General features: G+C 36.0%; 19 protein-coding genes and 4 pseudogenes. 18 read left to right on the forward strand and 5 right to left on the reverse strand.

The window, feature by feature from the left end; all coding sequences use genetic code 11:
- The first annotated feature begins 83 nt into the window (after positions 1 to 83).
- From AC3WOM_RS05370 to AC3WOM_RS05390, 5 genes and pseudogenes are all read left to right on the forward strand, one after another.
- Positions 84 to 625, forward strand: a pseudogene (locus AC3WOM_RS05370) (NADPH-dependent FMN reductase).
- A gap of 40 nt (positions 626 to 665) precedes the next feature.
- The gene (locus tag AC3WOM_RS05375; protein ID WP_492445452.1) at positions 666 to 1,715 is read left to right on the forward strand and encodes a 2,3-butanediol dehydrogenase; all 1,050 of its coding nucleotides are present in this window, start codon (positions 666 to 668) and stop codon (positions 1,713 to 1,715) included.
- Positions 1,716 to 1,813: 98 nt separating this feature from the next.
- Positions 1,814 to 2,539 (forward strand): alpha/beta hydrolase, encoded by a 726-nt coding sequence (locus AC3WOM_RS05380; RefSeq protein WP_492445454.1) that lies wholly within the window; start codon positions 1,814 to 1,816, stop codon positions 2,537 to 2,539.
- Positions 2,540 to 2,828: 289 nt separating this feature from the next.
- Positions 2,829 to 3,035, forward strand: a complete 207-nt coding sequence (locus tag AC3WOM_RS05385; protein WP_492445456.1) for a (4Fe-4S)-binding protein — start codon at positions 2,829 to 2,831, stop codon at positions 3,033 to 3,035.
- 16 nt (positions 3,036 to 3,051) lie between these two features.
- Positions 3,052 to 3,321 carry a GNAT family N-acetyltransferase gene (locus tag AC3WOM_RS05390; protein ID WP_492445458.1) on the forward strand — a complete coding sequence of 90 codons (270 nt, stop codon included), beginning with the start codon at positions 3,052 to 3,054 and terminating at the stop codon, positions 3,319 to 3,321.
- 131 nt (positions 3,322 to 3,452) lie between these two features.
- On the opposite strand, the gene AC3WOM_RS05395 is transcribed toward AC3WOM_RS05390, so the two are convergent.
- Positions 3,453 to 3,830: a GNAT family N-acetyltransferase gene (locus tag AC3WOM_RS05395; RefSeq protein ID WP_492445460.1), complete on the reverse strand. Its 378-nt coding sequence runs from the start codon at positions 3,828 to 3,830 to the stop codon at positions 3,453 to 3,455.
- Between the two features lie 345 nt (positions 3,831 to 4,175).
- On the opposite strand from AC3WOM_RS05395, the gene AC3WOM_RS05400 reads away from it, so the two are divergent.
- Positions 4,176 to 5,351 (forward strand): oxalate decarboxylase family bicupin, encoded by a 1,176-nt coding sequence (locus tag AC3WOM_RS05400; protein ID WP_492445501.1) that lies wholly within the window; start codon positions 4,176 to 4,178, stop codon positions 5,349 to 5,351.
- Between the two features lie 47 nt (positions 5,352 to 5,398).
- Here the strand turns inward: AC3WOM_RS05400 and AC3WOM_RS05405 are convergent, their stop codons facing one another.
- A complete protein-coding gene (locus tag AC3WOM_RS05405) occupies positions 5,399 to 6,550 on the reverse strand; it encodes an MFS transporter (protein ID WP_492445461.1) in 1,152 nt (383 codons plus the stop codon).
- A gap of 96 nt (positions 6,551 to 6,646) precedes the next feature.
- On the opposite strand from AC3WOM_RS05405, the gene yeiL reads away from it, so the two are divergent.
- The 3 genes from yeiL (at position 6,647) to AC3WOM_RS05420 (ending at position 11,596) form a co-directional block, all read left to right on the forward strand.
- On the forward strand, positions 6,647 to 7,309 hold the full coding sequence (gene yeiL, locus AC3WOM_RS05410; protein ID WP_492445463.1) for a transcriptional regulator YeiL: 663 nt from the start codon (positions 6,647 to 6,649) through the stop codon (positions 7,307 to 7,309).
- Positions 7,310 to 8,090: 781 nt separating this feature from the next.
- Positions 8,091 to 9,842, forward strand: coding sequence for a methyl-accepting chemotaxis protein (locus AC3WOM_RS05415; RefSeq protein ID WP_492445465.1), 1,752 nt, complete (start codon positions 8,091 to 8,093; stop codon positions 9,840 to 9,842).
- A 47-nt stretch (positions 9,843 to 9,889) separates the two neighbouring features.
- Entirely contained in the window at positions 9,890 to 11,596 is a 1,707-nt protein-coding gene (locus AC3WOM_RS05420; protein WP_492445467.1) for a methyl-accepting chemotaxis protein, read from the forward strand.
- A 2-nt stretch (positions 11,597 to 11,598) separates the two neighbouring features.
- Here AC3WOM_RS05420 and AC3WOM_RS05425 read toward each other — a convergent pair whose 3' ends face one another.
- Entirely contained in the window at positions 11,599 to 11,931 is a 333-nt protein-coding gene (locus tag AC3WOM_RS05425) for a hypothetical protein (RefSeq protein ID WP_492445469.1), read from the reverse strand.
- Between the two features lie 284 nt (positions 11,932 to 12,215).
- On the opposite strand from AC3WOM_RS05425, the gene AC3WOM_RS05430 reads away from it, so the two are divergent.
- Positions 12,216 to 13,196 carry a diaminopimelate dehydrogenase gene (locus tag AC3WOM_RS05430; RefSeq protein ID WP_492445471.1) on the forward strand — a complete coding sequence of 327 codons (981 nt, stop codon included), beginning with the start codon at positions 12,216 to 12,218 and terminating at the stop codon, positions 13,194 to 13,196.
- A gap of 235 nt (positions 13,197 to 13,431) precedes the next feature.
- On the forward strand, positions 13,432 to 14,250 hold the full coding sequence (locus AC3WOM_RS05435) for an alpha/beta fold hydrolase (protein ID WP_492445473.1): 819 nt from the start codon (positions 13,432 to 13,434) through the stop codon (positions 14,248 to 14,250).
- A 57-nt stretch (positions 14,251 to 14,307) separates the two neighbouring features.
- On the opposite strand, the gene AC3WOM_RS05440 is transcribed toward AC3WOM_RS05435, so the two are convergent.
- Together AC3WOM_RS05440 and AC3WOM_RS05445 are read right to left on the reverse strand one after the other, a co-directional pair.
- The gene (locus tag AC3WOM_RS05440) at positions 14,308 to 14,883 is read right to left on the reverse strand and encodes a hypothetical protein (protein WP_492445475.1); all 576 of its coding nucleotides are present in this window, start codon (positions 14,881 to 14,883) and stop codon (positions 14,308 to 14,310) included.
- Positions 14,880 to 15,431 (reverse strand): sigma-70 family RNA polymerase sigma factor, encoded by a 552-nt coding sequence (locus tag AC3WOM_RS05445; protein ID WP_492445477.1) that lies wholly within the window; start codon positions 15,429 to 15,431, stop codon positions 14,880 to 14,882. Before AC3WOM_RS05445 ends, AC3WOM_RS05440 begins: the two co-directional genes overlap by 4 nt.
- Before the next feature lie 697 nt (positions 15,432 to 16,128).
- Here AC3WOM_RS05445 and AC3WOM_RS05450 point away from each other — a divergent pair.
- The 7 genes and pseudogenes from AC3WOM_RS05450 to AC3WOM_RS05480 form a co-directional block, all read left to right on the forward strand.
- The gene (locus AC3WOM_RS05450) at positions 16,129 to 17,823 is read left to right on the forward strand and encodes a methyl-accepting chemotaxis protein (protein ID WP_492445479.1); all 1,695 of its coding nucleotides are present in this window, start codon (positions 16,129 to 16,131) and stop codon (positions 17,821 to 17,823) included.
- Positions 17,824 to 18,218: 395 nt separating this feature from the next.
- Positions 18,219 to 18,470: pseudogene (locus AC3WOM_RS05455) on the forward strand (site-specific integrase); the annotation flags it as partial.
- Positions 18,471 to 18,479: 9 nt separating this feature from the next.
- Positions 18,480 to 19,034, forward strand: a pseudogene (locus AC3WOM_RS05460) (recombinase family protein).
- Positions 19,035 to 19,452: 418 nt separating this feature from the next.
- Positions 19,453 to 20,412, forward strand: coding sequence for an ETX/MTX2 family pore-forming toxin (locus AC3WOM_RS05465; RefSeq protein WP_427544549.1), 960 nt, complete (start codon positions 19,453 to 19,455; stop codon positions 20,410 to 20,412).
- Between the two features lie 236 nt (positions 20,413 to 20,648).
- Positions 20,649 to 20,870 (forward strand): annotated as a pseudogene (locus AC3WOM_RS05470) (transposase); the annotation flags it as partial.
- 335 nt (positions 20,871 to 21,205) lie between these two features.
- The gene (locus AC3WOM_RS05475) at positions 21,206 to 22,468 is read left to right on the forward strand and encodes an S-layer homology domain-containing protein (protein ID WP_492445481.1); all 1,263 of its coding nucleotides are present in this window, start codon (positions 21,206 to 21,208) and stop codon (positions 22,466 to 22,468) included.
- Between the two features lie 694 nt (positions 22,469 to 23,162).
- On the forward strand, positions 23,163 to 23,511 hold a 349-nt coding region (locus AC3WOM_RS05480; protein WP_492445483.1), incomplete at its 3' end, for a bacterial Ig-like domain-containing protein.

Below are 23,511 nucleotides of genomic sequence, written 5' to 3' on the forward strand. Positions count from 1 at the left end.
CCTTTTGCGTCATTAGAAAGGTGGGATTTAGAAATGAGTTTTTAAATAGATTCTTTACTTCAAATAAAAAGGAGGAAGAAGCAATGGCAGAACTAAATATCGGCATCATTATTGGATCAACACGTGAAGGACGAGTAAGTCCACAGGTAGCACAGTGGGTAAAGGAAATCGCAGATCAACGAGGAGATGCGAATTATACAGAAATGATATTGCAGTTTACAAATTACCTTTACTAGGTGAAGTGGGGCAAGATGCTTCAGGTGCACAAGCTTGGACAGAAGCTATTGCCAAACAAGATGGATTTGTGTTTATCGTACAAGAATACAATCATTCTATTACAGGTGCTTTAAAAAATGCGTTAGATTATTTACGTGAAGAATGGTATAACAAAGCTGCGGGGATAGTATCTTATGGTTCTGTAGGCGGTGCTCGAGCTGCAGAACATTTACGTGGTATTCTAGGAGAGCTTTTAATCGCAGATGTACGCGTTCACCCTGCATTATCACTATTCACAGATTTTGAAAATGGTACAGATTTTAAACCAAAAGCTGTACAAACTGATTCAGTAAATCAAATGTTAGACCAACTAATTCCATGGTCTAAAGCGTTAAATACAATTCGTTAAACATCATGAGAAATGACATCAAAATTTGGAGGAATGAAAAATGAAAGCAGCAGTATGGTATGGTCAAAAAGATATCCGAGTAGAAGAAAGAGAATTAAAACAACTAAAAGACAATGAAGTAACAGTTCGTGTAGCTTGGGCTGGTATTTGTGGTTCGGATTTACATGAATACCAAGAAGGACCTGTCTTTGTGCCAGTAGATGCACCAGATGAATTAACAGGTGAGGTTGCACCAATTACTATGGGTCATGAATTCGCAGGGATTGTCGAAAAGGTTGGACCAGCAGTAACAAAATATAAAGTTGGTGATCGCGTAGTTGTTAACCCTACAATTACTCATGGAAACAAACCAGAAGACATTGACAGCTATGATGGTTTTAGCTTTATCGGGTTACATGGCGATGGTGGTTTTACTAAATATGCAAATGCACCAGAACATAATATTTACAAATTACCAGATACATTAACATTACAGGATGGTGCTTTAGTGGAGCCTACAGCTGTGGCTGTACAAGCAATTAAAGAAAGTGGTATGCAATTTGGTGACACAGTAGCCATTTTTGGTGCTGGTCCAATCGGCTTATTAACAACAATTGCAGCAAAAGCAGCTGGCGCAAGCAAAATATTTGTCTTTGACCTATCAGAAACACGACTTGAAAAAGCGAAAGAGCTTGGGGCTACAGAAGTATTTAACTCTGGAAAAATCAATCCGGTTGAAGCGGTGAAACATTATGCTCCAGATGGTGTAGACGTTACATTTGAAGTAGCAGGTGTTGCACCAACATTTAAATCATCCATCGATGTGACTCGTGCTCGTGGTACAGTTGTTATCGTATCCATTTTTGCTCATTCTATTGAATGGAACCCAATGCAATTAACGAACACAGGTGTTAAAGTTACTTCAACAATTGCTTATACACCAACTTCATTCCAGCAAACAGTGGATTTAATGGGTACTGGACAATTAAAACCACAAGGGATCATTACTTCTCAAATTGAACTAGATGATATCGTAGAAAAAGGATTTGAAGCATTAACAAATGACAAATCTCAAGCAAAAATTTTAGTGAAATTAAGCGGAGAGATGTAATTTATTAAATTTTGTTTTATGATAAAAGACAGCAAGAGGGTAGCCATAAAGAGGCTACCTTCTATTATTGATAAAACCTGATGAAAGGTTCTGATTTTGTGGTTAAAATACTTCCAGCTAAAGAAATTTACTTGAAAGGGAATGAGCATGCCATATTGCTTTTACATTCCTTTACAAGCCATATAAGAGATATGAAGAAAGTTGCCAGTAAGCTACACGAAAAAGGCTACACTTGTTATGTACCACTATATAGTGGACATGGTCATATCCCAGAACAATTATTACAATATAATGTAGACGACTGGTGGCAAGATGTGGTGAATGCCCATCAATTTTTGCTGAATGAAGGCTATCAAAAGATCTCAGTGATTGGTTTATCAATTGGAGGTATTTTCACTTTGAAGCTTGCTCAATTAGAAGTGTTAGAGCAAATCATTGTATTATCGGTACCTATTAATAAAGAGCCAGCACAATTAAAACAAAGAATCATCGACTATGCTTACAATTATAAAAGTATTGAGGGCAAATCAGTACAACAAATTTCTAGTGAACTCGAACTATTTAACGAAATGCCGTTGGAGACTTCTATAGAATTTCAACAATTTATCAAGGAAACAATGCAACATCTTGATAAAATTACGATACCAATCGCTATTTACTACGGTGAACGAGACGATGATTTATACGCTCACAGTGCAGAAGTCATCTATCAGCATGTACATTCTTCTAAAAAGTACAAGAGAGGTTTTGAAAACTCCAAACATTTAATGACATTAGGTAGGGAGCAAGATGAAATCATTAAGGACATGATGGATTTTCTATAGTCGAAGTTTCAATTAGTAGTGAAAAAACTTACCATTAAGAGGTATTGACTACCATTAATAATCATGTTATTATTATCTCGAATTAGAGATAATGTAATTCAAGATATTTTTGATATTATCTCGAAATCGAGATAATGAAGCCAAGTACACAAGAATGGACGAAGTAGAAAGATTCATCAGTAGATGTGAGCAGGGATGGGACCTTTGGAAACTAGCTATATGTTCATTAGAGGATGTTGAGAAAGCATTAGACCTATAGAGTAGTAAATAAAAATGAGGGGTGATTTTTATGAGTTTTAAAGAGTACCAAGGAGAAAAAATTACAGTTTATTTTGATGGAGACATTTGTCAACATGCGGCTGAATGTGTAAAAGGATTGCCAGAGGTGTTCAATGTTAAAGCTAGACCTTGGATTTCTCCAGATCAAGCAGATGTAAAGAATGTGGTAGAAGTAATTAATAGATGTCCAAGCGGTGCATTAAAATATAAAATTTAAAAGGAGAATTATTTCAATGGAAATTAAACAGGGTACTCAGTCATTTTATATTGGAAACGAAGGAAATAGTGAAGCCGAGGTTCATTTTGTTCGTGTAGGTGAAAATCGAATCATTTTAGACCATACACATGTTGCAGAACATTTAAGAGGTCAAAATGTAGGTCAGCAATTAGTAAAAGCAGCTGTCGAATATGCCAGAAAAGAAAAATTACAAGTCATCCCACTATGTCCTTTTGCAAAAGCTGAGTTTGAAAAACATCCTGAATATCAAGAATTATTAGGGTAATCAATAACTTCGGAAAAGCGAATACAAAGGACAAGCATTAGGCCATCTAAAGAATTACGAAAATTGAGTCGTTTGATAATAAATAAAAATATCGCACCTCTATTAAGGGGTGTGATATTTTTAGGAAATCTCTATTTCGAGATTGTATAATAATCCATTCCTTTAAAATCTAGATGTTCTTTAGGCGGGTTTGTTATGGAATATTGTTTAGTCATCCCAATTTTCTCTAAAATCCTTATCGAAGGAATATTTTGAGGAAATACCGTCGTCACTATTTCATCTAATCTAAAGGTAGAAAAACCATAATCTACTAAGGCTTTTGCCGCCTCAGTAGTAAGCCCTCTTCCTCTAAAATCTTTATTGAGACCATAGTAGATTTCAATTTTTGTAGAATCTAAATCATAGGGACCAAGACCACAAAAACCAATAAAGCAATTTGATTCTTTCAAAATAATACCAAGATTTAATTTATAAATCTTCTCTAGGGTATTTTTATTATTGCAATCCATAGACCATTGTATTATTTCCTCAACTTTGGCTCCGATATTATGTTAAACAAATCTTTAATGTCTTCCAATCGATAAGGTCTAATAATGAGTCTTTCGGTTTCGATTATCAAATTCTTAAAAATAGTCTGATTTTTGATTTCGCTATTCATCCTTTAATTCTCCTTTGTACATTTTCACACAGAACTTAAAATAACTATGTTTGTTAATATTGTCAAATTGTCACCTTGAGAAATGATATTTCCAAAGCGTTTGATGCTCATAAAAAAGAAAAAGAATAATCTAGATAGAGAATCCATACATTTTTAAATAACGATTTCTTTATGAAGAGGTGAATAATTGGAGAATATGCCAGAGGGCTATTTTTATGTTCCACAGCCTATTCGAGATGATGGAGCGGGAGGGGTGGATAGAGGACCAAGGGATATTATGAGGGATCTAGAAAATCCAGATATGCTAGTCCCTCCAATAACAGATGCTGGGCTTATCCCAAATCTAAAATTCTCTTTTTCTGATACACATATGACCTTAAATAAGGGCGGCTGGTCACGAGAAATTACTGTGCATGATTTGCCAATTGCCAAGACATTGGCAGGGGTTAATATGAGTTTGACACCTGGTGGCGTACGTGAGCTACATTGGCATCAACAGGCAGAATGGTCCTATATGCTTCTAGGTCATGCCCGTATTACAGCAGTTGATCAGGATGGCAGAAATTTTATTGCGGATGTTGGACCCGGGGATTTATGGTATTTCCCACCTGGAATTCCTCATTCGATACAGGGTCTTGAGGACGGCTGTGAATTCCTACTAGTATTTGATGATGGGAATTTCTCAGATCTTAATACATTTTCAATATCCGATTGGTTTGCGCATACACCTAAAGATGTGCTGTCAGCCAATTTCGGCGTTCCTATTAGCGCTTTTGACCATATTCCAACTGAACAAGTCTATATTTATCAAGATAAGGTGCCAGGACCTATCGAAACACAAAAGGTACAATCTCCATATGGTAAAGTTCCTCAAAGTTTCAAACATCGATTACTTTCACAACCCCCCATTAAAACACCAGGTGGCAGTGTTAGAATTGTGGATTCCTCTAACTTCCCTATTTCCAAAAATATTGCAGCAGCACTTGTAGAAATTGAGCCAGGCGCAATGCGAGAATTACATTGGCATCCAAATAATGACGAATGGCAATATTATCTACAAGGAAAGGGGCGTATGACTGTGTTTGCCGCTAATGGTACGGCTAGAACATTCGATTATCGTGCAGGAGATGTCGGTTATGTGCCATTTGCCAACGGTCATTATATTGAGAATACAGGAACAGAAACATTATGGTTCCTCGAAATGTTTAAAAGCAATCGTTTCCAGGATGTGTCGTTAAATCAATGGATGGCGTTGACTCCATCTGAGCTGGTGCAAAGCAATTTACATGTTGGTCAGGAGCTCCTTGAGGTTTTGAGAAAGGAAAAGTGGCCGGTCGTAAAATATCCAGGATTTTCTTACTATCCAAGATAAAACAATCAGGTGAAGAAAGATAAAGTGTCTTTCCCACCTGATTGGTTTTAATATTGGTATTTATTTCTAGTTGCAAGCAAAATTGCGATAGCCGGCACAGTACAAATCAGCATTGCCCCAAAGGATAGACCTGGGGAAATTTCGTATAAATAACCACCTAAAAATGTAAGGATGGCTGTACTTAATCCCATTGCTAATGCTGAATAAAGTCCTTGAGCATTTGGGATTTGTTCCTTTGGTAATATTTTAGTCAAATAGCCAATAAAGGCAAAATGCGCAAGGGCAAATGACAATGCATGCAAGGTTTGAGATGCGATAAATACCCAAACATTGGGAAATAAATAGATAAGTAACCAGCGCAAGGAAGAACCACTTGCTGCTAAAAGCAATAAAGAGGATGAGCGCCATTTTGTAAATAACGTATCCGCCTTCATAAAGTATAAAATTTCACAAATAACCGCTATGTTTATAATCATCCCCATATAGAACGGATCGACATGTAAATCACCTAAATAAATATAACCGTAGCTATAATAAGAAGCATGTGCACCTTGCAATAGGATGACGATGAATAAAACAATAGGGAAGCCTTTAATAGTCCATAGTGTTTTCATCGACAGCGATTTTGCTCGTTGTTCATTTGTCGGTACCACAAGCAATACTTTTGGTGTCGCTAGCTGTTGCATCAACAGCATACCGACTAGACCAATGACCATACTCCAGAAGATAACTTCCTTGCCAAATATACCTGTTAACATACTAATAATTAACACCGCAACAACAAATCCGAAAGATCCATATGAACGACTTTTACCATAGTGAACATTTCCGTTCTGGACTAATGTAGCAGCACTACTTTCGACGGCAGGTAGAAGAGCTGGGTAAAAAACGCTAAATAATATAGTAACAGTTAAAAGCATACTAAAGCTTGTGCTTGGTAAGTAAAGTAATGTTGTTATAAGAGCACCTATCGCTAGAATTGTAATAAGTCTTTTATTGTGTACATACTTAGCAAGGGTTGGGAAGAAAAACAGATTTGAAGTTGCCCGAGCTAAAAGACCACAGCCCATCACAACACTTGCCTGTGAGACAGTAAGATGCTTGACATCTACGAGCCAGCCTGTCCAGTAGGGTAAGAAAATACCCCAAGTAATAAAGAATGCAAAGAAGTTCTGAGAAAGCCATCGTTGATTATTCATAAATTTACCGTACCTCCATTAACTATGTTGAATAATAGCACGTTCGTCGGTACAATAATGTGAGATATCTCATATTTTTTAGGAGAGAGTAAAAAAATGCACATACTGACAGCTAATAAACGCTTACATTATCTAGAAAAATACCCGATCCATGATTTCTTTTCATTTGATATTTATCCTTATCTTGAAGTATGTCAATTTGACAAAGGGGAATGGATTTTTAAAGAAGGATCATTTCCAGATACGCTTTACTACATGGTGGAGGGGAAAGCAAAGCTATATATGACCCATAAAAATGGTAAGGTTTCTCTTATTGAGTATTTAGAGGCACCACGTTTTATGGGGGAAATTGAGCTGTTAAATGAAGCAAGATATACTAAAGGGATTCAAACGGTAACAGAGACTATTTGCTTCTCTATTACACAGGCATGTAAAGAAAAACTCCTAGCTGATGCCCTTTTTTTACGAAGACTCTGCGTGTTTTTAGGAGAGAAGGCAACAAATATGACAGCTAAATATACGCAAAATCTGGCATATCCTTTCGAAAATCGTTTAGCTGCCTTTATTCAATTATCTGCAGATCAAGGTATCTATAAAGAAAGGCATACAGAAATCAGTGAATATTTGGGCGTTTCCTATCGGCACCTATTATATGTTTTGGCTCAATTTTGTGATGAAAAGATTCTAGCAAAGAAAAAGAATGGTTATCACATTATTGATGAGGAACGTCTTCACCGATTGGCCCAGGAAATTCAGTAACTCATTGTAGGAAATTTTGTATTCAAAGAGCTATTACCATCAAATAAGAAGGTAATAGCTCTTTTTTATCTTGATTTAGCAGATCTTTACTGTGCGAAAGCGAAGCGACAGCAACAAATGTTTACTGTGCGAAAGCGAAGCGACAGCAACAAATGTTTACTGTGCGAAAGCGAAGCGACAGCAACAAATGTTTTTGTACCGAAAGCGAAGCCTCAGGTACAGAATACTTCCACCTCCATAGGTAACGAGATGAATGCTTATTAAACAGGGTTACAAACGCCCACTGAATCAAGATTAGCCCTCAAAGGATGTAACGGATTATGAAAAGGATTTTTTGGAGCGAGCTAGAAAAAATCCAGACGCAATTACCTTGGCGTAATTGTTAAAAATAAAAGGCAACAGTAATACTATTTATTAAAAGTTTAGAACAGTAAATACCTATATAGAAATAATTATATGTTGGCTAATTAAGTATTCTTTCACTTTGCAAACTATTTATATGATAAAACTCCTGTATTTTTTTAATATAAAATGCAGAAAAATATATAGGTCTTTTATAATAGTTCTTTAGAATTTAATTTGAACTAAAATCTTACAATTTATAGATTGTTTTTATCTATTTATCTGTATATACTATCTGTAATCTATGACAACTCAGATTTTCTTGAAAGTAATATAGATAGTCAATTAATAATATTAAAATTATAAAGGGGGGGGAGCTGCTAAGCTTTAAAGCAATGTAGATTTTATTCAATTTGCTATAGCAATGCAGCGTGAGAAGATGTTTTTTTCAAGAAATGTAGCTGGAGATTATAACTATTTTTCAGCAATAGATTTTTCGGATATAGAATCAAATGAACGATTTAAAGAAAAATTAGATTTTTTAGCTTTTTCAAAAAATAGAAGGGAATTAGTTCGTCTTTTACGCAATATCTATGATAGACATCAACAAGATATTTTAGCGAGTTTATTAGAACGATTGCATGGGATAGCAGAATTCACGGAATTGGCTCGAAAGTATCCAGAAATCGGTGGGGAAAAACAATTAATAGATGACTACTTTATGAGCTTATTTGAAGATGAGTTAAATCTTGAGTATGTTTTTAAAAGAAGAAAATTATCATCTATCCTTTTAAGTATTGGCATACTTCCTAATCAAATCATCGCTATTTATATGCTAATAAATCAATTGATTATTCCACTAATCGTAAAAGATTTATCGCGAAATCCTAAAAACATGCTAGATGTATTGCTGGCATTTGAAAGCTTATTGAACATTGATCAGCAAATTATATTTGAAACCTATATTGAAAATCAGGCAAACTTTGTTGTTACTGGACTGGGGGAAATTATTAAATATAATACACAGTTAAATTCAATAAAAGAACTAATAGAGTTCCAAGAGATGCAGCAAAAAGAAATTGTCGCGGCAAATCAATCAATGCATGATTTAGAACATAGTATTGAAGAAATTGCTGTTTCAGTAAGTGATATTTCGCAACAAACAAAACATGCATTAGAAGAATTAAATGTAGATTTAGCATCATTAAAGCATATAACTTCTATTCTACAATTAACAGATGAAAGTCAAAAATCAATGCAGGTCAATATTGGTCTTCTCGTAGATCGTGTAAATAGCGTGGCAAAATTAATGGAATTAATTAAATCCATTGCAGATCAGACAAATCTTTTGGCACTGAATGCAACGATTGAGGCGGCACGTGCTGGAGAAGCTGGGAAAGGCTTTTCTGTTGTTGCAGAGGAAATCCGTAAATTGGCTGATGATACAAAATCCTCCGTGCTCTCAATCCATACTGATATAAATGAATTACTACAAATAACAGAAGGAATACAATCGATTACACAGGAAATTGCCAAAGATTTACACAAGGGTGTAGTAGATACTGCAATGATTACAGAAACACTTACACAATTAAACGATAACATTCAGCAACAAGGAATTCGCTTTGGGGATATTGCTGAAACAGTCAGAAATCAAACTGAATCAGCTAATTACATTACGGAATGCAATCAACATATTTCAGAAAGCATGGAGAAAAGTAAGGATATTGTATTCCACATGGGATCATCAATTTATCAGCTTAGCAATATGATTAATGATTATCGCACAAAAACAATCTCTAATAATTATATTATTAGTTCAGAAGATATTATTGAATTAGCTATTACAGATCATTTGCTCTGGGGTTGGAAAATTTATAATTTACTGCTAGGTTTTGAAAAGATGTCAGAAGAAGAGATATCCTCTTATCAAAACTGTCGATTGGGTAAGTGGTACTACGGTTTAGGAAAAACATTGCTTGGGGATAAAGCCATTTACAAAGAGCTTGAAGAACCTCATATTCTGATTCATGATTTAGCAAAAAATGCAGTTCAGGCATACAATCAGGGATATAAAGATAAAACGGAAGCTTATTTACGAGAGATTACGTTAGTTTCCCATATAGTCGTGGATAAATTACAGCAATTAAAAGCAATTATTGTCAGTGAAAAACAACGATATGAACGCTAAAGAAGTCTATAAGTAAAATGGTTGAATATCTCTGGAGGAATAAGAAGATGTCAAAAATAAAACTTAAATCAGTTCGACAGAAAAATCTATTTGGTTTTTTACTGGTATTGCTACTAATGATCATTCTCTCAGTCTATACAATATTATCAATGAAAAATATTCATCGAGATACCGATCACATTATGCAAGGGCAGCTTCCTTTGCTCATGCTTGATCAATCTATGGCTTTTAATATTGCTGAGAAAATTGCACTAGCTCGAGGTTACATTCTTACAGGCGACACTTCCTATAAAAATGAATTTGAGAAATATGCTGAACAAGCAAAGGAATTAGAGGTAGAATTGCTAAAGCAAACGGAATCAAATAAGACGAAAGAGCTTGTAGAATTGGGGAGACAATGGCAAGAGGTAAAAGAGGTAAAAGTATTTCCTCTATTTGAACAAGGAAAAATCGATGAAGCTGAAGCAATTTTAAATGGTGAAGCGCAAGGCTATGCGAGAGATTTAATGAGTGGTTTTACTGCAATGGCAGATGAACGAAAACAGGATGTATTAGAACAAGGTATCAATGTGATTGACATTGGAAATAAAAATGTTAAATTCAATATAATTTTCACTATTTTAATAGTTTTAACAGGAATAATAATTGCGATTGTTGTAACAAATGGAATTGTGAAGCCTATTAATATGGTTATGAACCGTTTGCAAAAAATGGCTGAAGGTGATTTAAGTGATCCGCCATTAAAAATTAATTTCCAAGATGAGATTGCTGTGCTAATGAAGGCAGCTAATTTTGTCAGCGAAAATAATAATCATTTACTGCAGCAGGTGAAATTCTCTGCAAAGGAATTACATCAGCAAAGCGGACATATTGCTCAGTCCGTAACCGAAGTACATAACGGCTCACAGCAAATTGCTATAACAATGACGGAGCTTGCATCTGGAGCAGAAGTACAAGCAAATTTAGCATGCGATATGGTCAGTAAAATGGAGTCGTTTTCGAACAATATTCGTGAGATTAATGACAATGGTCAACAAATATTTCAGAAATCAAATGATATATTAACAATGTCAGGTCAGGGAAAGTCTTTAATGGATCAATCATTGTCACAAATGACCATTATTCACCAAGTATTTGAGGATACTGTAGTAAATGTACAAAATTTAGAAAAACAATCACAAGAAATTGATCAGCTGGTCACTGTGATTCAGGAAATTTCTGACCAAACCAATTTATTAGCACTTAATGCTGCAATCGAGGCGGCTCGTGCAGGTGATGCTGGGAAAGGCTTTGCTGTTGTGGCAGAGGAAGTAAAGAAATTAGCAAATCAGGTTTCCTATTCCATTGTCGATATTACACGGATTGTCGAGATGATTCAGCAAGAAACGCATACTGTGACAGATTCCTTACAGCAGGGGTATACCGAGGTTGCAAAGGGTTCAGAGCAAATGAAAATTACAGGACATACCTTTGAAAATATTAATGAATCCATTGAAATGGTAACGGTCAATATTCAAGATACTTCTGAGAAAATTGAATTAGTTATGAGGGATAGTGAAAATGTTAGCAAAATGATTGAGGAAATTGCAGCGGTAACTGAGCAGGCTGCTGCGAGTGTTGAGCAAACGGCGGCTTCAGCGGAACAATCGAGTAGTTCGCTTCAAACAGTTACGAAGAGTACGGATCAGCTAGCAGTAACCGCTGATAAATTAGAGGAATTAATCAGATTTTACAAGCTCAGATCTGAAAAATGAGATTAACAATCTTCAAAAAAGTAGACAAACTCAAGCTTATTATATTCACTTTTTTTAACCAACCAGCGAGCAATTTCCTTGCCGCTACAATAAAAGCTAACTTCATTGATTCTTTGTTTTTGTGGGGTAATGTTGAGGGTATTTTCCAAAACGTCAAAAGGAATAATGCCTGTACAATAATGCGTGTAGAGTGAGAATGGCTTATGCTTTACCTCAGTGGAAGTTGAAAATGTAGTATCATGTGCTTTTCCAGATTTCTGTGCATTTTGGAATGGACAAGCAAGTAATGCTCCTTGTTCCCATGGTGTACTTGGTGAGTAACAATTACTTTTCATTCATCATGCCCCCTTTTGTCGTTAGTTTTATTGTACAAGATACCTGTCTTAAAAAGTCTTTATTTACAAGGCTTTAACGAAAACTTAAAGGTTAGTAACATGAAGTAGTAATTTGTAACCGTATTCATGCCGTTGAACGATAAAAATCATAGAAAACTGATATAATTTATCAAGCAAAAACAGATACTCAAACTATTGTGAATTTTTCTAACACAAAGTATTATTGTAAGTAGATTTAACGTGAAGTTTTTCACATAGTCACGTAATCTTGAGGAGGAATTTTAATGAGTGCAATTCGAGTAGGTATTGTAGGATATGGAAATTTAGGACGCGGGGTGGAATACGCTATTTCACAAAATCCAGATATGGAATTAGTAGCGGTATTTACTCGTCGTGACCCTTCAACAGTAAACGTTGCAAGTAATGCAAAAGTGTATGTAGTGGATGATGCTGAAAAATTCCAAAATGACATTGATGTAATGATTTTATGTGGGGGTTCTGCAACAGATTTACCAGAGCAAGGTCCACACTTTGCACAATGGTTTAATACAATTGATAGCTTTGATACACATGCGAAAATTCCTGAATATTTTGAAACGGTAGATGCGGCAGTACAACAATCTGGTAAAGTTTCAGTCATTTCAGTTGGTTGGGATCCAGGTTTATTCTCATTAAATCGTGTACTTGGTGAGGCTGTACTTCCAGTAGGTACAACATATACATTCTGGGGAGACGGTTTAAGCCAAGGGCATTCAGATGCTGTACGTCGTATCGAAGGTGTAAAAAATGCTGTACAATATACATTACCAATTAAAGATGCTGTTGAGCGTGTTCGTAACGGTGAAAATCCTGAGCTGACAACACGTGAAAAACATGCCCGTGAATGCTGGGTTGTACTTGAAGACGGTGCGGATGCAGCAAAAATTGAACAAGAAATTGTGACTATGCCAAACTATTTTGACGAATATAATACAACTGTTAATTTCATTTCTGAAGATGAATTTAAAGCGAACCATACTGGTATGCCACACGGTGGTTTTGTGATCCGCAGTGGTGAAAGTGGTGCTAATGATAAACAAATTCTTGAATTCTCATTAAAACTTGAAAGTAATCCTAACTTCACGTCTAGTGTTCTAGTAGCCTACGCACGTGCAGCCTATCGTTTAAGCCAAGCTGGCGACAAAGGTGCGAAAACAGTATTCGATATTCCATTCGGTCTGTTATCACCTAAAACTGCTGCTGAATTACGTAAAGAGCTATTATAATTTTGTATCGTTTATTACCTCGATTATCTCACTACCGATAATCGAGGTTTTTTATTTTACTGTAAATTGAAAGTGGTGGTTAGAATCAATGAACTGATGGATAGAAAAGCCAAAGTGACGGATAGAATTATTAAACTAATGGTTGGAATATCTCCTTAGTTTAGTCCAACGATTTTTTGAAAAATTGGGTATAGATGATATATTAGTGGAAACAACATTTTTTGGAGGAACAACTATGCCATTTTGCCAGGTAAGTAAGGCTAATATTTACTATGAAATGATTGGAGAGGGAAAGCCAATCGTTATGCTTCATGGATTTTCGCCAGATCATAGATTAATGAAGGGGTGTATGGAGCCGGTTTTCTTCAAAAGAGAAGGCTGGAAACGAATCTATATTGACCTTCCGGGAATGGGGGAGACGACAGACTATGAAGAAATTAATAACTCTGATGAGATGTTAAAGGCTGTAGTTGAGGTAATCTATTCCTTAATTCCAAATGAACCCTATCTTTTAGTAGGGGAATCCTATGGTGGTTATTTAGTTCGAGGAATCATGAGGGATTATCAAGAAGAAATATTAGGGGCTGCATTTATTTGTCCGTTGATTATTCCAGAAAAACAAAGAAGAACAGTGCCAGAACAAAGTATTATTCTGTCCGATAAAGAATTTATTTCGACATTGACGAAGCAGGAGTTAGATGATTATAGCTCATATCTGGTTGTTTTAGATGAACATCATTGTACCCGATACATGAATGAGGTAGTAGCAGGACAAGAAAAAGCAGACGCGGAATTTTTGGAAAAAATTCAGCAAAACTATAGTTTTTCCTTTCCTGTTGATGAAATGCTATTTGAAAAACCATGCTTATTTTTGCTGGGTAAACAGGATTCTATGGTTGGATATAAGGATGCGTTTGATATTATTGGAAAGTTCCCAAGAGCAAGCTTCACGATTTTAGATAAGGCTGGTCATAACTTGCAAATCGAACAAGCGAATTTGTTTAATAGCCTCATCGATGAATGGTTGGATAGAGTAGAGGAATTTACCGATTAAAAAGGGAATCCTTTGAATTTATTCACTCAATAAATTCAAAGGATTCGTTCCTATATTTCACTCCTCATTAGAGTCTATCTCAATTTTTATTGTCTCCAGTCTATCTTTTGTGATATTGCCCTCTTTATCCATTGTATGAACGATTGGTGTGATGAATATTGAGGATGCATTAGCCTGAAAATTATTTAGTATTACTTTACCATTTGAGTAATTATCAGTTATTTTATTTGTGGTTGTTTCGGATGTGTCATAATAATGATTTTCAAAGTTATCAACAATGTCTAAAGTTATGAATTCAGTAGCAAAATCTAAATCACAGCTAAAGTAAATAGATGCTGTATTTTCTGAAATTGAAATACGATTAAAAATAAATTCATGCTGTTTTGAAAAGAGTTTCTCAGATAAAGTTACATCCTTAATTGGTAATATAGATGCCATAGATGGAAAATTCACTAAGCTAGCTGAACAAATTCCAATTGCAAGAATGGAGGCAATGGTCCATTTACGGATTTTCTTTCGCCTGAATTGCTTCTGTAAAACGGTGTTTAAAACCTTTTGCTTCTCATTTTTTGAAACCACTACTGGCGTTATATCATCTATATCCAACTGTAAAAAGATTTTTTCTTTATTCATGTCCAACACTCCTGTAATTTAGGATTTTTAGCAAGCTTTTTCTTTCCTCGATATAAGCGATTCTCCACTGCAGATTTTGAAATATGTAGAATTTCTGCTATCTCGTTATTTGTATATTCAAGGTAATACCTCATTAAAAATAGTTCTCTATCTAAATCAGGTAGATGCATGATTTCAAGAAGTAATTGCTCTTTCGCATACATTTTATCAAGCTGTTGTTCAATATTATCTGGTGCGATAAGAGGAGGAATATTTTCCATAGGTAATGTCGTTAGTTGCTTTTGCTGTTTTCTGTAAAGATCAATCGCTTTATATTTAGTAATCATTCCTATCCATCTTTTAAAATCAGCTTCCTCCCCAATAAAATAATTACTTTTTTGCCAAATAAGTAGGAATACGTCATTTACACATTCCTCAGCTAACATATAATCTGATGGTTTTTCTAAAATTTTTAGAGTAATTGCCTTTATAAATCCTAAATAGTGATCAACAACATATTTCAATGCTTTTTCATCATGTCGTTGAAGACGTTGGATAAAATCATTCATTTTTTCACTCCTTATGATCGTTATACATACTATAACGAAAATTTTGTGGTACACTCGCGCAAAAATGGAAAGTTTCCTTTGTAAATATCTAGTTTTTTGTCACTCTTAAGCTAAATAAAAATGCCAAAGCGTTGATTTAAACAACATTTTGGGCATTTTAAGTGTTTTATTTTTTATAAAATAGGAACAGCCCAAATACCTTGAAATCGGAATTTTCTGTTATTAATGGGCTAACAGTGACTTAATGTGGATTTTTTGCTAATGGAGATTTACTTATATATGAGAGACTATTTTTTATCTTCAGCAAATCAAACTTCTAATATAGTTCTGTTATTCATATCTTTATATTATGAGTTTCTTTTCTTACTATATTATCTAAAAACAACTCTTCCAAATAAATACCCTATTCCAGCTTCTAAACTAGCATTAAATACTTGAAAGCCTGGTAAAAAGCATGCCAAAAATTACACCTATAGCACAACCAAAAATCATCCCTAATGATATTAAACTATCTATTAAATCATTAGTATCACTAGATTTGCCACAATATCCTTCAATAAAAAACCGTTGATATTTGTAAAATATATTAATTTATTGATAATGTATTGAAACTATTATTAGAATCATGTTTAATTAACGTGATTTACATTTTATACATATTATTCCTACAAGCTATTTAAGAAAGGAGAGAGAGATTTTGCGCACATTTAGAATTAGTACAAAATTTAATTTGCTTTTAGTGGTGGTCATTATATGTTTAAGCATTATGATTGGCGTTGTTTCCTATGTGCAAGTGAAGGATATTATGCGCAATAATTTCGAGCAAAGTATAACGCATATTTCTAAGGTTGGTTATCTGCTGCTTGAAGAACGATTTAAGGGAGACTGGGCAATAAAAGATGGAGAGCTTTATAAAGGCAATGCAAAAATAGTTGACCAAGTGGATTTTGTAGATGAGGTAGGAGAAAGCATCGAAGGCGGTGTGACGATTTTTCAAGGAACCAAAGGGCTGATTACTAATTTACAGCTTAATGGTGATCGCTTAGTTGGCAAGGATGCTGACCCGAAAGTTATTGAAGAGGTAATGAAGAAAGGCAATACATTTATAGGTGAAGCTGATGTTGTTGGGACAAAATATTTAACACTCTATGCACCCATAAAAGATGCTAATGGAGACATTATAGGGATGTGGTTTGTTGGTGAGACGATAGATGAGGTTCAACAAATTATTTTCGCATTTATCGGCAAGCTGTTTATTGTCATGTTAATAGGAGCCGCCATTGCGACTTTGGGTAGTTTCCTTTTCACAAGAGCATTTGTAAGACCACTTAAGGAAATGAATCGTCAACTTCGAGATATTGCAGAAGGGGAAGGGGATCTAACAAAACAGCTACAAATTAATTCGAAGGATGAAGCAGGTGAGCTTGCACAATCCTTCAATAAAATGCTGACAAGTTTAAAGAGCTTAATGCAACAGATTGCCGAAACATCTCATCAGGTTGATTTATCCTCTGATACTTTAACATCCCAATCAGATCAATCAGCGGAAATGACAAGAGCATTAGCCTCAACGCTACAAGATTTAGCACAAGGCTCTAGAACGACATTACATACTACAGCGGAGAGCTTAACGGCTATGCAGGAAATGGCCATTGGTATTCAGCAAGTGGCTGAAACTGCTTCAACAGTGTCAGATGCTGCTGATGTAATGGGGCAAGAGGCAGCGCAAGGAAATGATTCCTTGAATCGTGTAATGTCGCAAATGACAATTATAAATGATTCTTCTGATCATGTAGAGAAGCAGGTACGAATATTAGGTGAACAATCACAACAAATAGGCAATATTGTTGATGTGATAACTAGTATTGCAGATCAAACGAACTTACTTGCTTTAAATGCTGCGATTGAAGCAGCACGGGCAGGGGAACAAGGAAAGGGCTTTGCCGTAGTAGCAGATGAGGTACGAAAATTAGCAGAGCAATCGAAGCAATCAGCAGACCAAATTGCGGTCCTTATACAATCGATTCAACACGACACTACCAATGTGATTACAGCTATTTCGAGTAATACGAAGGAAACTGCTGCAGGTATGGAAGTTGTTGATGAAACAAAAGAGGCCTTCCAAAAAATTATGCAGTCCATAGAAGGAGTAAGTTCGCAGCTTCATGACATTTCTGCGGTGACAGAGCAGATGTCAGCAAGCATTGAAGAAGTGACCGCTTCCACAGAGGAAATGGCTCGTATTGCTAGTAGTGCAACAGATAGTTCTGAACATGTAACAGTCACTGCTAAGGAGCAATTAGCCTCGATAGAACATATGGCTTCTACAGCTAAGGAAATGGCTCAGCAGGCAGATGAGCTTCAGGGCTTATTAAAGAAATTTCATTACTAAGACTAAACAATCAGGCTGCAACGCTGCGTGGTGAAACTAAACATATAGAACATGATAACCTAACAGTCGCCCAATGGCTAGATATTGGTTCGAGTTAAATAAAGGTAAATGGAAACCTGCTACCATTACCCAACATGAGGGCTTTATAAAGCTATTTTAAGCCTTTTCTTGGCTCTTACAAGTTGAAAAAACTTGAAAAGGTTATTTATCAAACGGTATTTATTAATGTGCTACAGGACAAGTTAAAACCTTCTACAATACGTGCCTTGCATTCAATTTTTAAGATTGCTATCAATGCAGCGGTAACAGAGGAAATCCTATTACGCAATAAATTAAATGGAGTCGCTCCCCCTTCTCTAAGAGATATATAAACAGAAAAAAATTATCTCACGCCTAGTCAACTTAGTGTATTGCTAGATCATATTAAGCAACATGAGGATATTGCTTACTATTGCTTATTCTTAACAATTGCTTATACAGGTATGCGTAAAGGTGAGGCATTGGGGCTTCAATGGCGAAATATCGACTTTGCCAATCAAACGATAACTATTGAGCGAACTAGAGGGAATAACGGTATAGGATCAACGAAAACAAAAAATAGTGAACGTACCATAAAAGTAGATGATATGGTGGTGCAGCAGCTATAGAGCTATCGAATGGCTGTTAAAGCGTTAATTGGATATGCACGTGTGTCAACAGGATACAAAATTTAGATTTACAAACAGATGCGTTAACACAACATGGTTGTACAAAAATTTTTCACGATAAAATAAGTGGGGCAAAAAAACAACGTCCAGGTTTAGAGGAAGTACTTCGGTATGCACGTGAAGGCGACACCATTGTCGTTTGGCGATTGGACTGACTAGGACGTAACATGCAAGATTTGATTTAAATTGTGAACAGCTTAAATGAACGTGGTGTTGGCTTTCATAGTCTTCAAGAAAATCTAACTATGGACAAAAGTAATGCAACGGGGCAATTAATGTTTCACTTGTTCGCAGCATTTGCGGAATTTGAATGTAATCTAATCGAAGAACGCTCTGTTGCAGGTTGAGCAGCTGCAAAGTCGCGTGAACGTCCGGGAGAAGTATGGACCAAAAGATATTGAAATGATGAAGGCTTTAATTGAAAGTGGTACACCGATTAAAGATGTTGCAGAAAGGTGGGGCGTGTCTCGGACGACGATTTATCGCTATTTAGAAAAAGAGTAAATCGGATTATGAGCGCATCGATCAAGCCCGATCTGGTCAAAGCCTTAAGCTTGTCTAGCCAATGTCCGAAGTCTGCTTTGAACTAAGAAAAATAGCTGAAAAGCCGATCCAATCATATTTCTCGTAATCTAAAAAAGCCATCAGTTCTGTTTCGCTGTTTCTAAATTCATACAGAAAAAATTGGGTGTGGTGACTAATTCAAACAAGAAAAGGTCTTACGTTTTTGTTGACTTATTCATTAAAAAGAAATTTTTATACTTTCAATCAAAATCAACTGAAAAGTGTATTATTATAATATGTTAATAATTACAAAATATAGGAGATAGCAAACAACCAACAAGATTTATGCATCACCTCTCTATATAACAAAAATCTAGATGGTTCAAAATTTTATAAAAAAATAAAAGGTGGGAAATTTATGACAATCGTTGATATTGAACAAAAAGCTTATGAAGAGTTGAAATGGTATGCTACTAGAAAATTTAAAGTACAACCTAATTCATTTAAAAACCCTAGTTTATATAGTTGGAATATTAAGAATGTAGACGCTGTGCCAGATATAGTTAATATTAGATCTAATCCTAAAATATTGTTAACATCTGTTCAAGTTTTATCAAATGATACAAGTATACAGCAATCTCAAACTATTAAGTTTTCACAAAAGTGTACAGAGACTACTACAACAAGTACCACAACAGGATATAAGATTGGCACAAGTATTAAATCTACTACTAAAGGTAAAATAAAAGTAGGGTTTTTAATAGCTGGAGAGATTGAACAAAGTGTAGAAGTATCTTTAACAGGTGAATATAATCATAGCACTACTAAAACTACTACAAGTACTCATGAAGAATTATGGGAGTATACTCAACCTGTACTAGTTCCTGCTAGAAGTAAAGTTATCGCTACATTTTATATTATGGGAGGTCCTGTTACGATCCCTATGACCTTATCTGCTAATATTTCTGGAACTGGAGTCTCACCAAAAGGAAGTCCTTATCATCTATCCAAAATATATTTTAAAGAACAAAATTTTTCAAATAATTCTTCGTTATCAGCTAGGGCATCGGTCCTTTATAATCCGAACTGGTCAGGGTATTCTCCTGTGTTTACAGGAGTAGGAGAGAATTATTCATTAAATGTAGAAGGCGCATCAGTTAGTGCAAATACAGTTGGCTTATATTCCTATGTAGAATTCAAAGAATATCCATTATCTGCTGATACTGTTGATATTGATGCTGTTCCAATGAGAGAATATTATTCTACTCCAATTCTTAGAAATGGTACGCCTGCTCTTATTCCGACGGATTCATTTAACCCATATTCAAGATTTGCCTCTGTAGATCATAATGCACATTCAATGAGTAAAGAGGAGTGAAATAATTTATTTATTAAAACAGCCAGATTTCCCTAATTGGAGATTTGGCTGTTTTTATTTGTAAAAAAACAGTTTCTTAAATCGTTTCGATCAAGCCAGGTGCATCCTGTAGCGTCTGATCCGGCCAATTCCTGAAGTTTGCTTTTGACCACCCAAACACCAGGTACCCAAGATTATTTGTATGTAAAAAAAGTCTACTCTAAAATTTTCGATAAAGAAGATAAGTAAATATTTAGTTGTGCTTTTTATCATTATGTTGCCTAAAAGTCTGGCTTAAACGTTATCAATTTCACATAAGTGGCATGGTTTCAAAGATTGCCGAAAAGGTGATTGTCTGTGAGAAAGACATGGTAGATACAATCATTTCACCTTTCTCAAACGGCATTATGGAGAGCACAAATAATAAAATAAAGCTCATCAAAAGGCGTGGATTTGGCTACGTAAATGATGATCATCTTTTCCTTTGTTTACGTTTGGAAACAGGTCATTGAATTTGTCATCCCCGGAATTTGGTGATGATCCGGTTTTTCCCAAAAAATTTCATATTATGGGTTAACTAATATTTTCATCCTCTGAGGTGTAGAGTCTTTTTTTGCGAATATCTTATTTCAAAGAAGGATGATATATGAAAACTTCATTTTAAAGTTGTAATTTTAAACTTTGGTTCTTTGACAAATTTGTTTTTCAACACTTGATGAAACCATTAAGGTTTCATTAAGAAAAGTCGATTGAAATTAATGCAAACTTATAATGTATTACGCATTAAGATAGTAAAAGAAAAGGAGAATCGAAAATGGGTATCAAAAATAATTATGTAAAAGCAACAGTAGGTGTCACACTAGCTGTCAGTTCTGTTCCTATGTTTGCACCTACTTACGCACAGGCAACCACCTTTTCGGATGTCCCCCAATCTGCCTATTTCTATGACGCAGTGTATGCATTAGCTGAACGAGAAATTGTGAAAGGGTATGTGGATCATACATTTAAGCCTAATGTAGCGGCTACACGTGGACAAATAGCGAAAATTTTGGCCGGTATATTGGGGCTGGATACGAATGATGTAGTGGATCCAGGATTTACCGATGTTTTGCCTAGCGATTCCTATTATGGGGCGATTGCGGCCTTAGCACAGGCGGGCATTATTAGTGGCTATGAGGATCATACGTTCCGCACGAATGAACCACTTCAGCGCAATCATCTAGCAAAAATTTTGGTGAAAGCATTTCATTTACAATCACCAGAAGGCGCGACCATGCCGTTAATGGATGTGAGTAAGGAATATAAGGACTATATTCTGCCGCTTTATACAAATGGGATCACAACAGGGAGAACAGCGACCCAATTTGATGGTGGGTCGTACGTTACACGCGGGCAACTAGCGGTCTTTGTCATGCGAACAGAGGCAGTCGTCCAATTAACAGCGAACGAGGAAGAGACACCAAATACCGATCCGAACACTTTAACTGAATCTTATCCAGAGCCAGAACCGGAACTAAATTTAACCTTTACACTGTCAATTGAAGGCATGGCAGAAATTTTTTCAACTGATAAGGAATATGAACTGATGACATCGGCTGTTATTGCGAAGATGTATTTGGAGGGGGATGTTGTAAAAATCAACTTTGTTTCAGAAGAAGCCATTCCGAAAGAGCCGTTTAAAGTAAAGATTCAAAATGTCGAGTATGAATTTAAATTTAATGTGAATGGAAATACATGGGTCGGAAATAAATTTAAGGAATCTGTTTCACCAGTCCTAGAGTCAAGACCAACACCAGATCCAGCAACATCTCCGCCGAGTACGATTTCAGTAATAGATATCTCACTGAACGCTACAGCCGCAACGATCAATCAAGGGGAAACGGCGCAATTGACGGCATCCATCTTACCAGCAAATGCAACAAATAAAAATGTGACATGGACTTCCTCGGATTCGAAAGTTGCAACGGTAGATAGCCGAGGTAAAGTGACTGCGATTGGTGTAGGGAACGCAACCATCACAGCGAAAACAGCAGATGGAGCGAAAACAGCAACAGTAACTTACACGGTAACCCCTTAAGAAAAATAAACGAAACGTTACTCGATAAGTCTGAACAGATGAAACGAGTGGGTTTAGCAACATCGCTAAATCTAACGATGAAGAAGAAAGGGTTGGTGAATGGCCAATCTCTATCTAACAGTCAGCAGATAGAAGCCTAATCCTCCTGCATCCAGTGAGACGCTACCACGTCGAAGGGGTGAAGTCAGGTGAAGTCGTACTCGCAGGGCGAGGCGGGGCTCTTTAAAAGATGGCAATGGTTAGGACAACGAATCCATTATGTAAAGCACGAGTACCCAATCTGTATGATAAGAAGCTACGCTAGGGGTTTTGTACAGATTCGTCGAGTTGTAATGCTCGATTGGTCATGAAAGAAATTGACTGTTAAATTCATGTTGGTACGCGTTCGCAAAGTGGAAACCTAAAGTCATCAAAATAAGGGATTCTCTTCATGGAACGTTTGAAGCCTTCTGTGCGTAGGTGGGATAGCACCAATGAGGGATAGAAGGTGGCAGCGGGTTTGTAGTAGTGACGATTGCTAGCCGTTTGGACTTGACTGGTAACAGTCAAGAAGGAGAAAACTAGCAGGAACGAAGGAACCCAGTCAGTGACAAAAGTCGTTGATGGATCGCCGTGTGCGGTGAAAGCCGCCTGCATGGTGAAGGCTCACTATAAACCACATGCTATTGAATGTGGATAAGGTGGGAATAGCCCAGTGAATGTAGTAACAGTAAAAACAGCACCAACAAAAGTATCATACAATGTTGGCGATAACCTAGACTTAACAGGTTTAGTAGTTACTTTGCAAAAATCTAATGGGTCTACAGAAGATGTAGGATTAGCAGATTTTGCATCAAAAGGAATCACAGTAAGCCCAACAAATGGTACAGCATTAACAGTGTTAGATAATACAGTAACAATTACTGTGAGTGGAAAAACAGTCACTCAAATGATTACGGTTACGCCTATTACAGTAACAAATGTGGCAGTAAAAACAGCACCAACAAAAGTATCATACAATGTTGGTGATAACCTAGACTTGACAGGTTTAGTAGTTACTTTGC

It is taken from the genome of Lysinibacillus sp. FW301-JW8, from assembly GCF_058788755.1.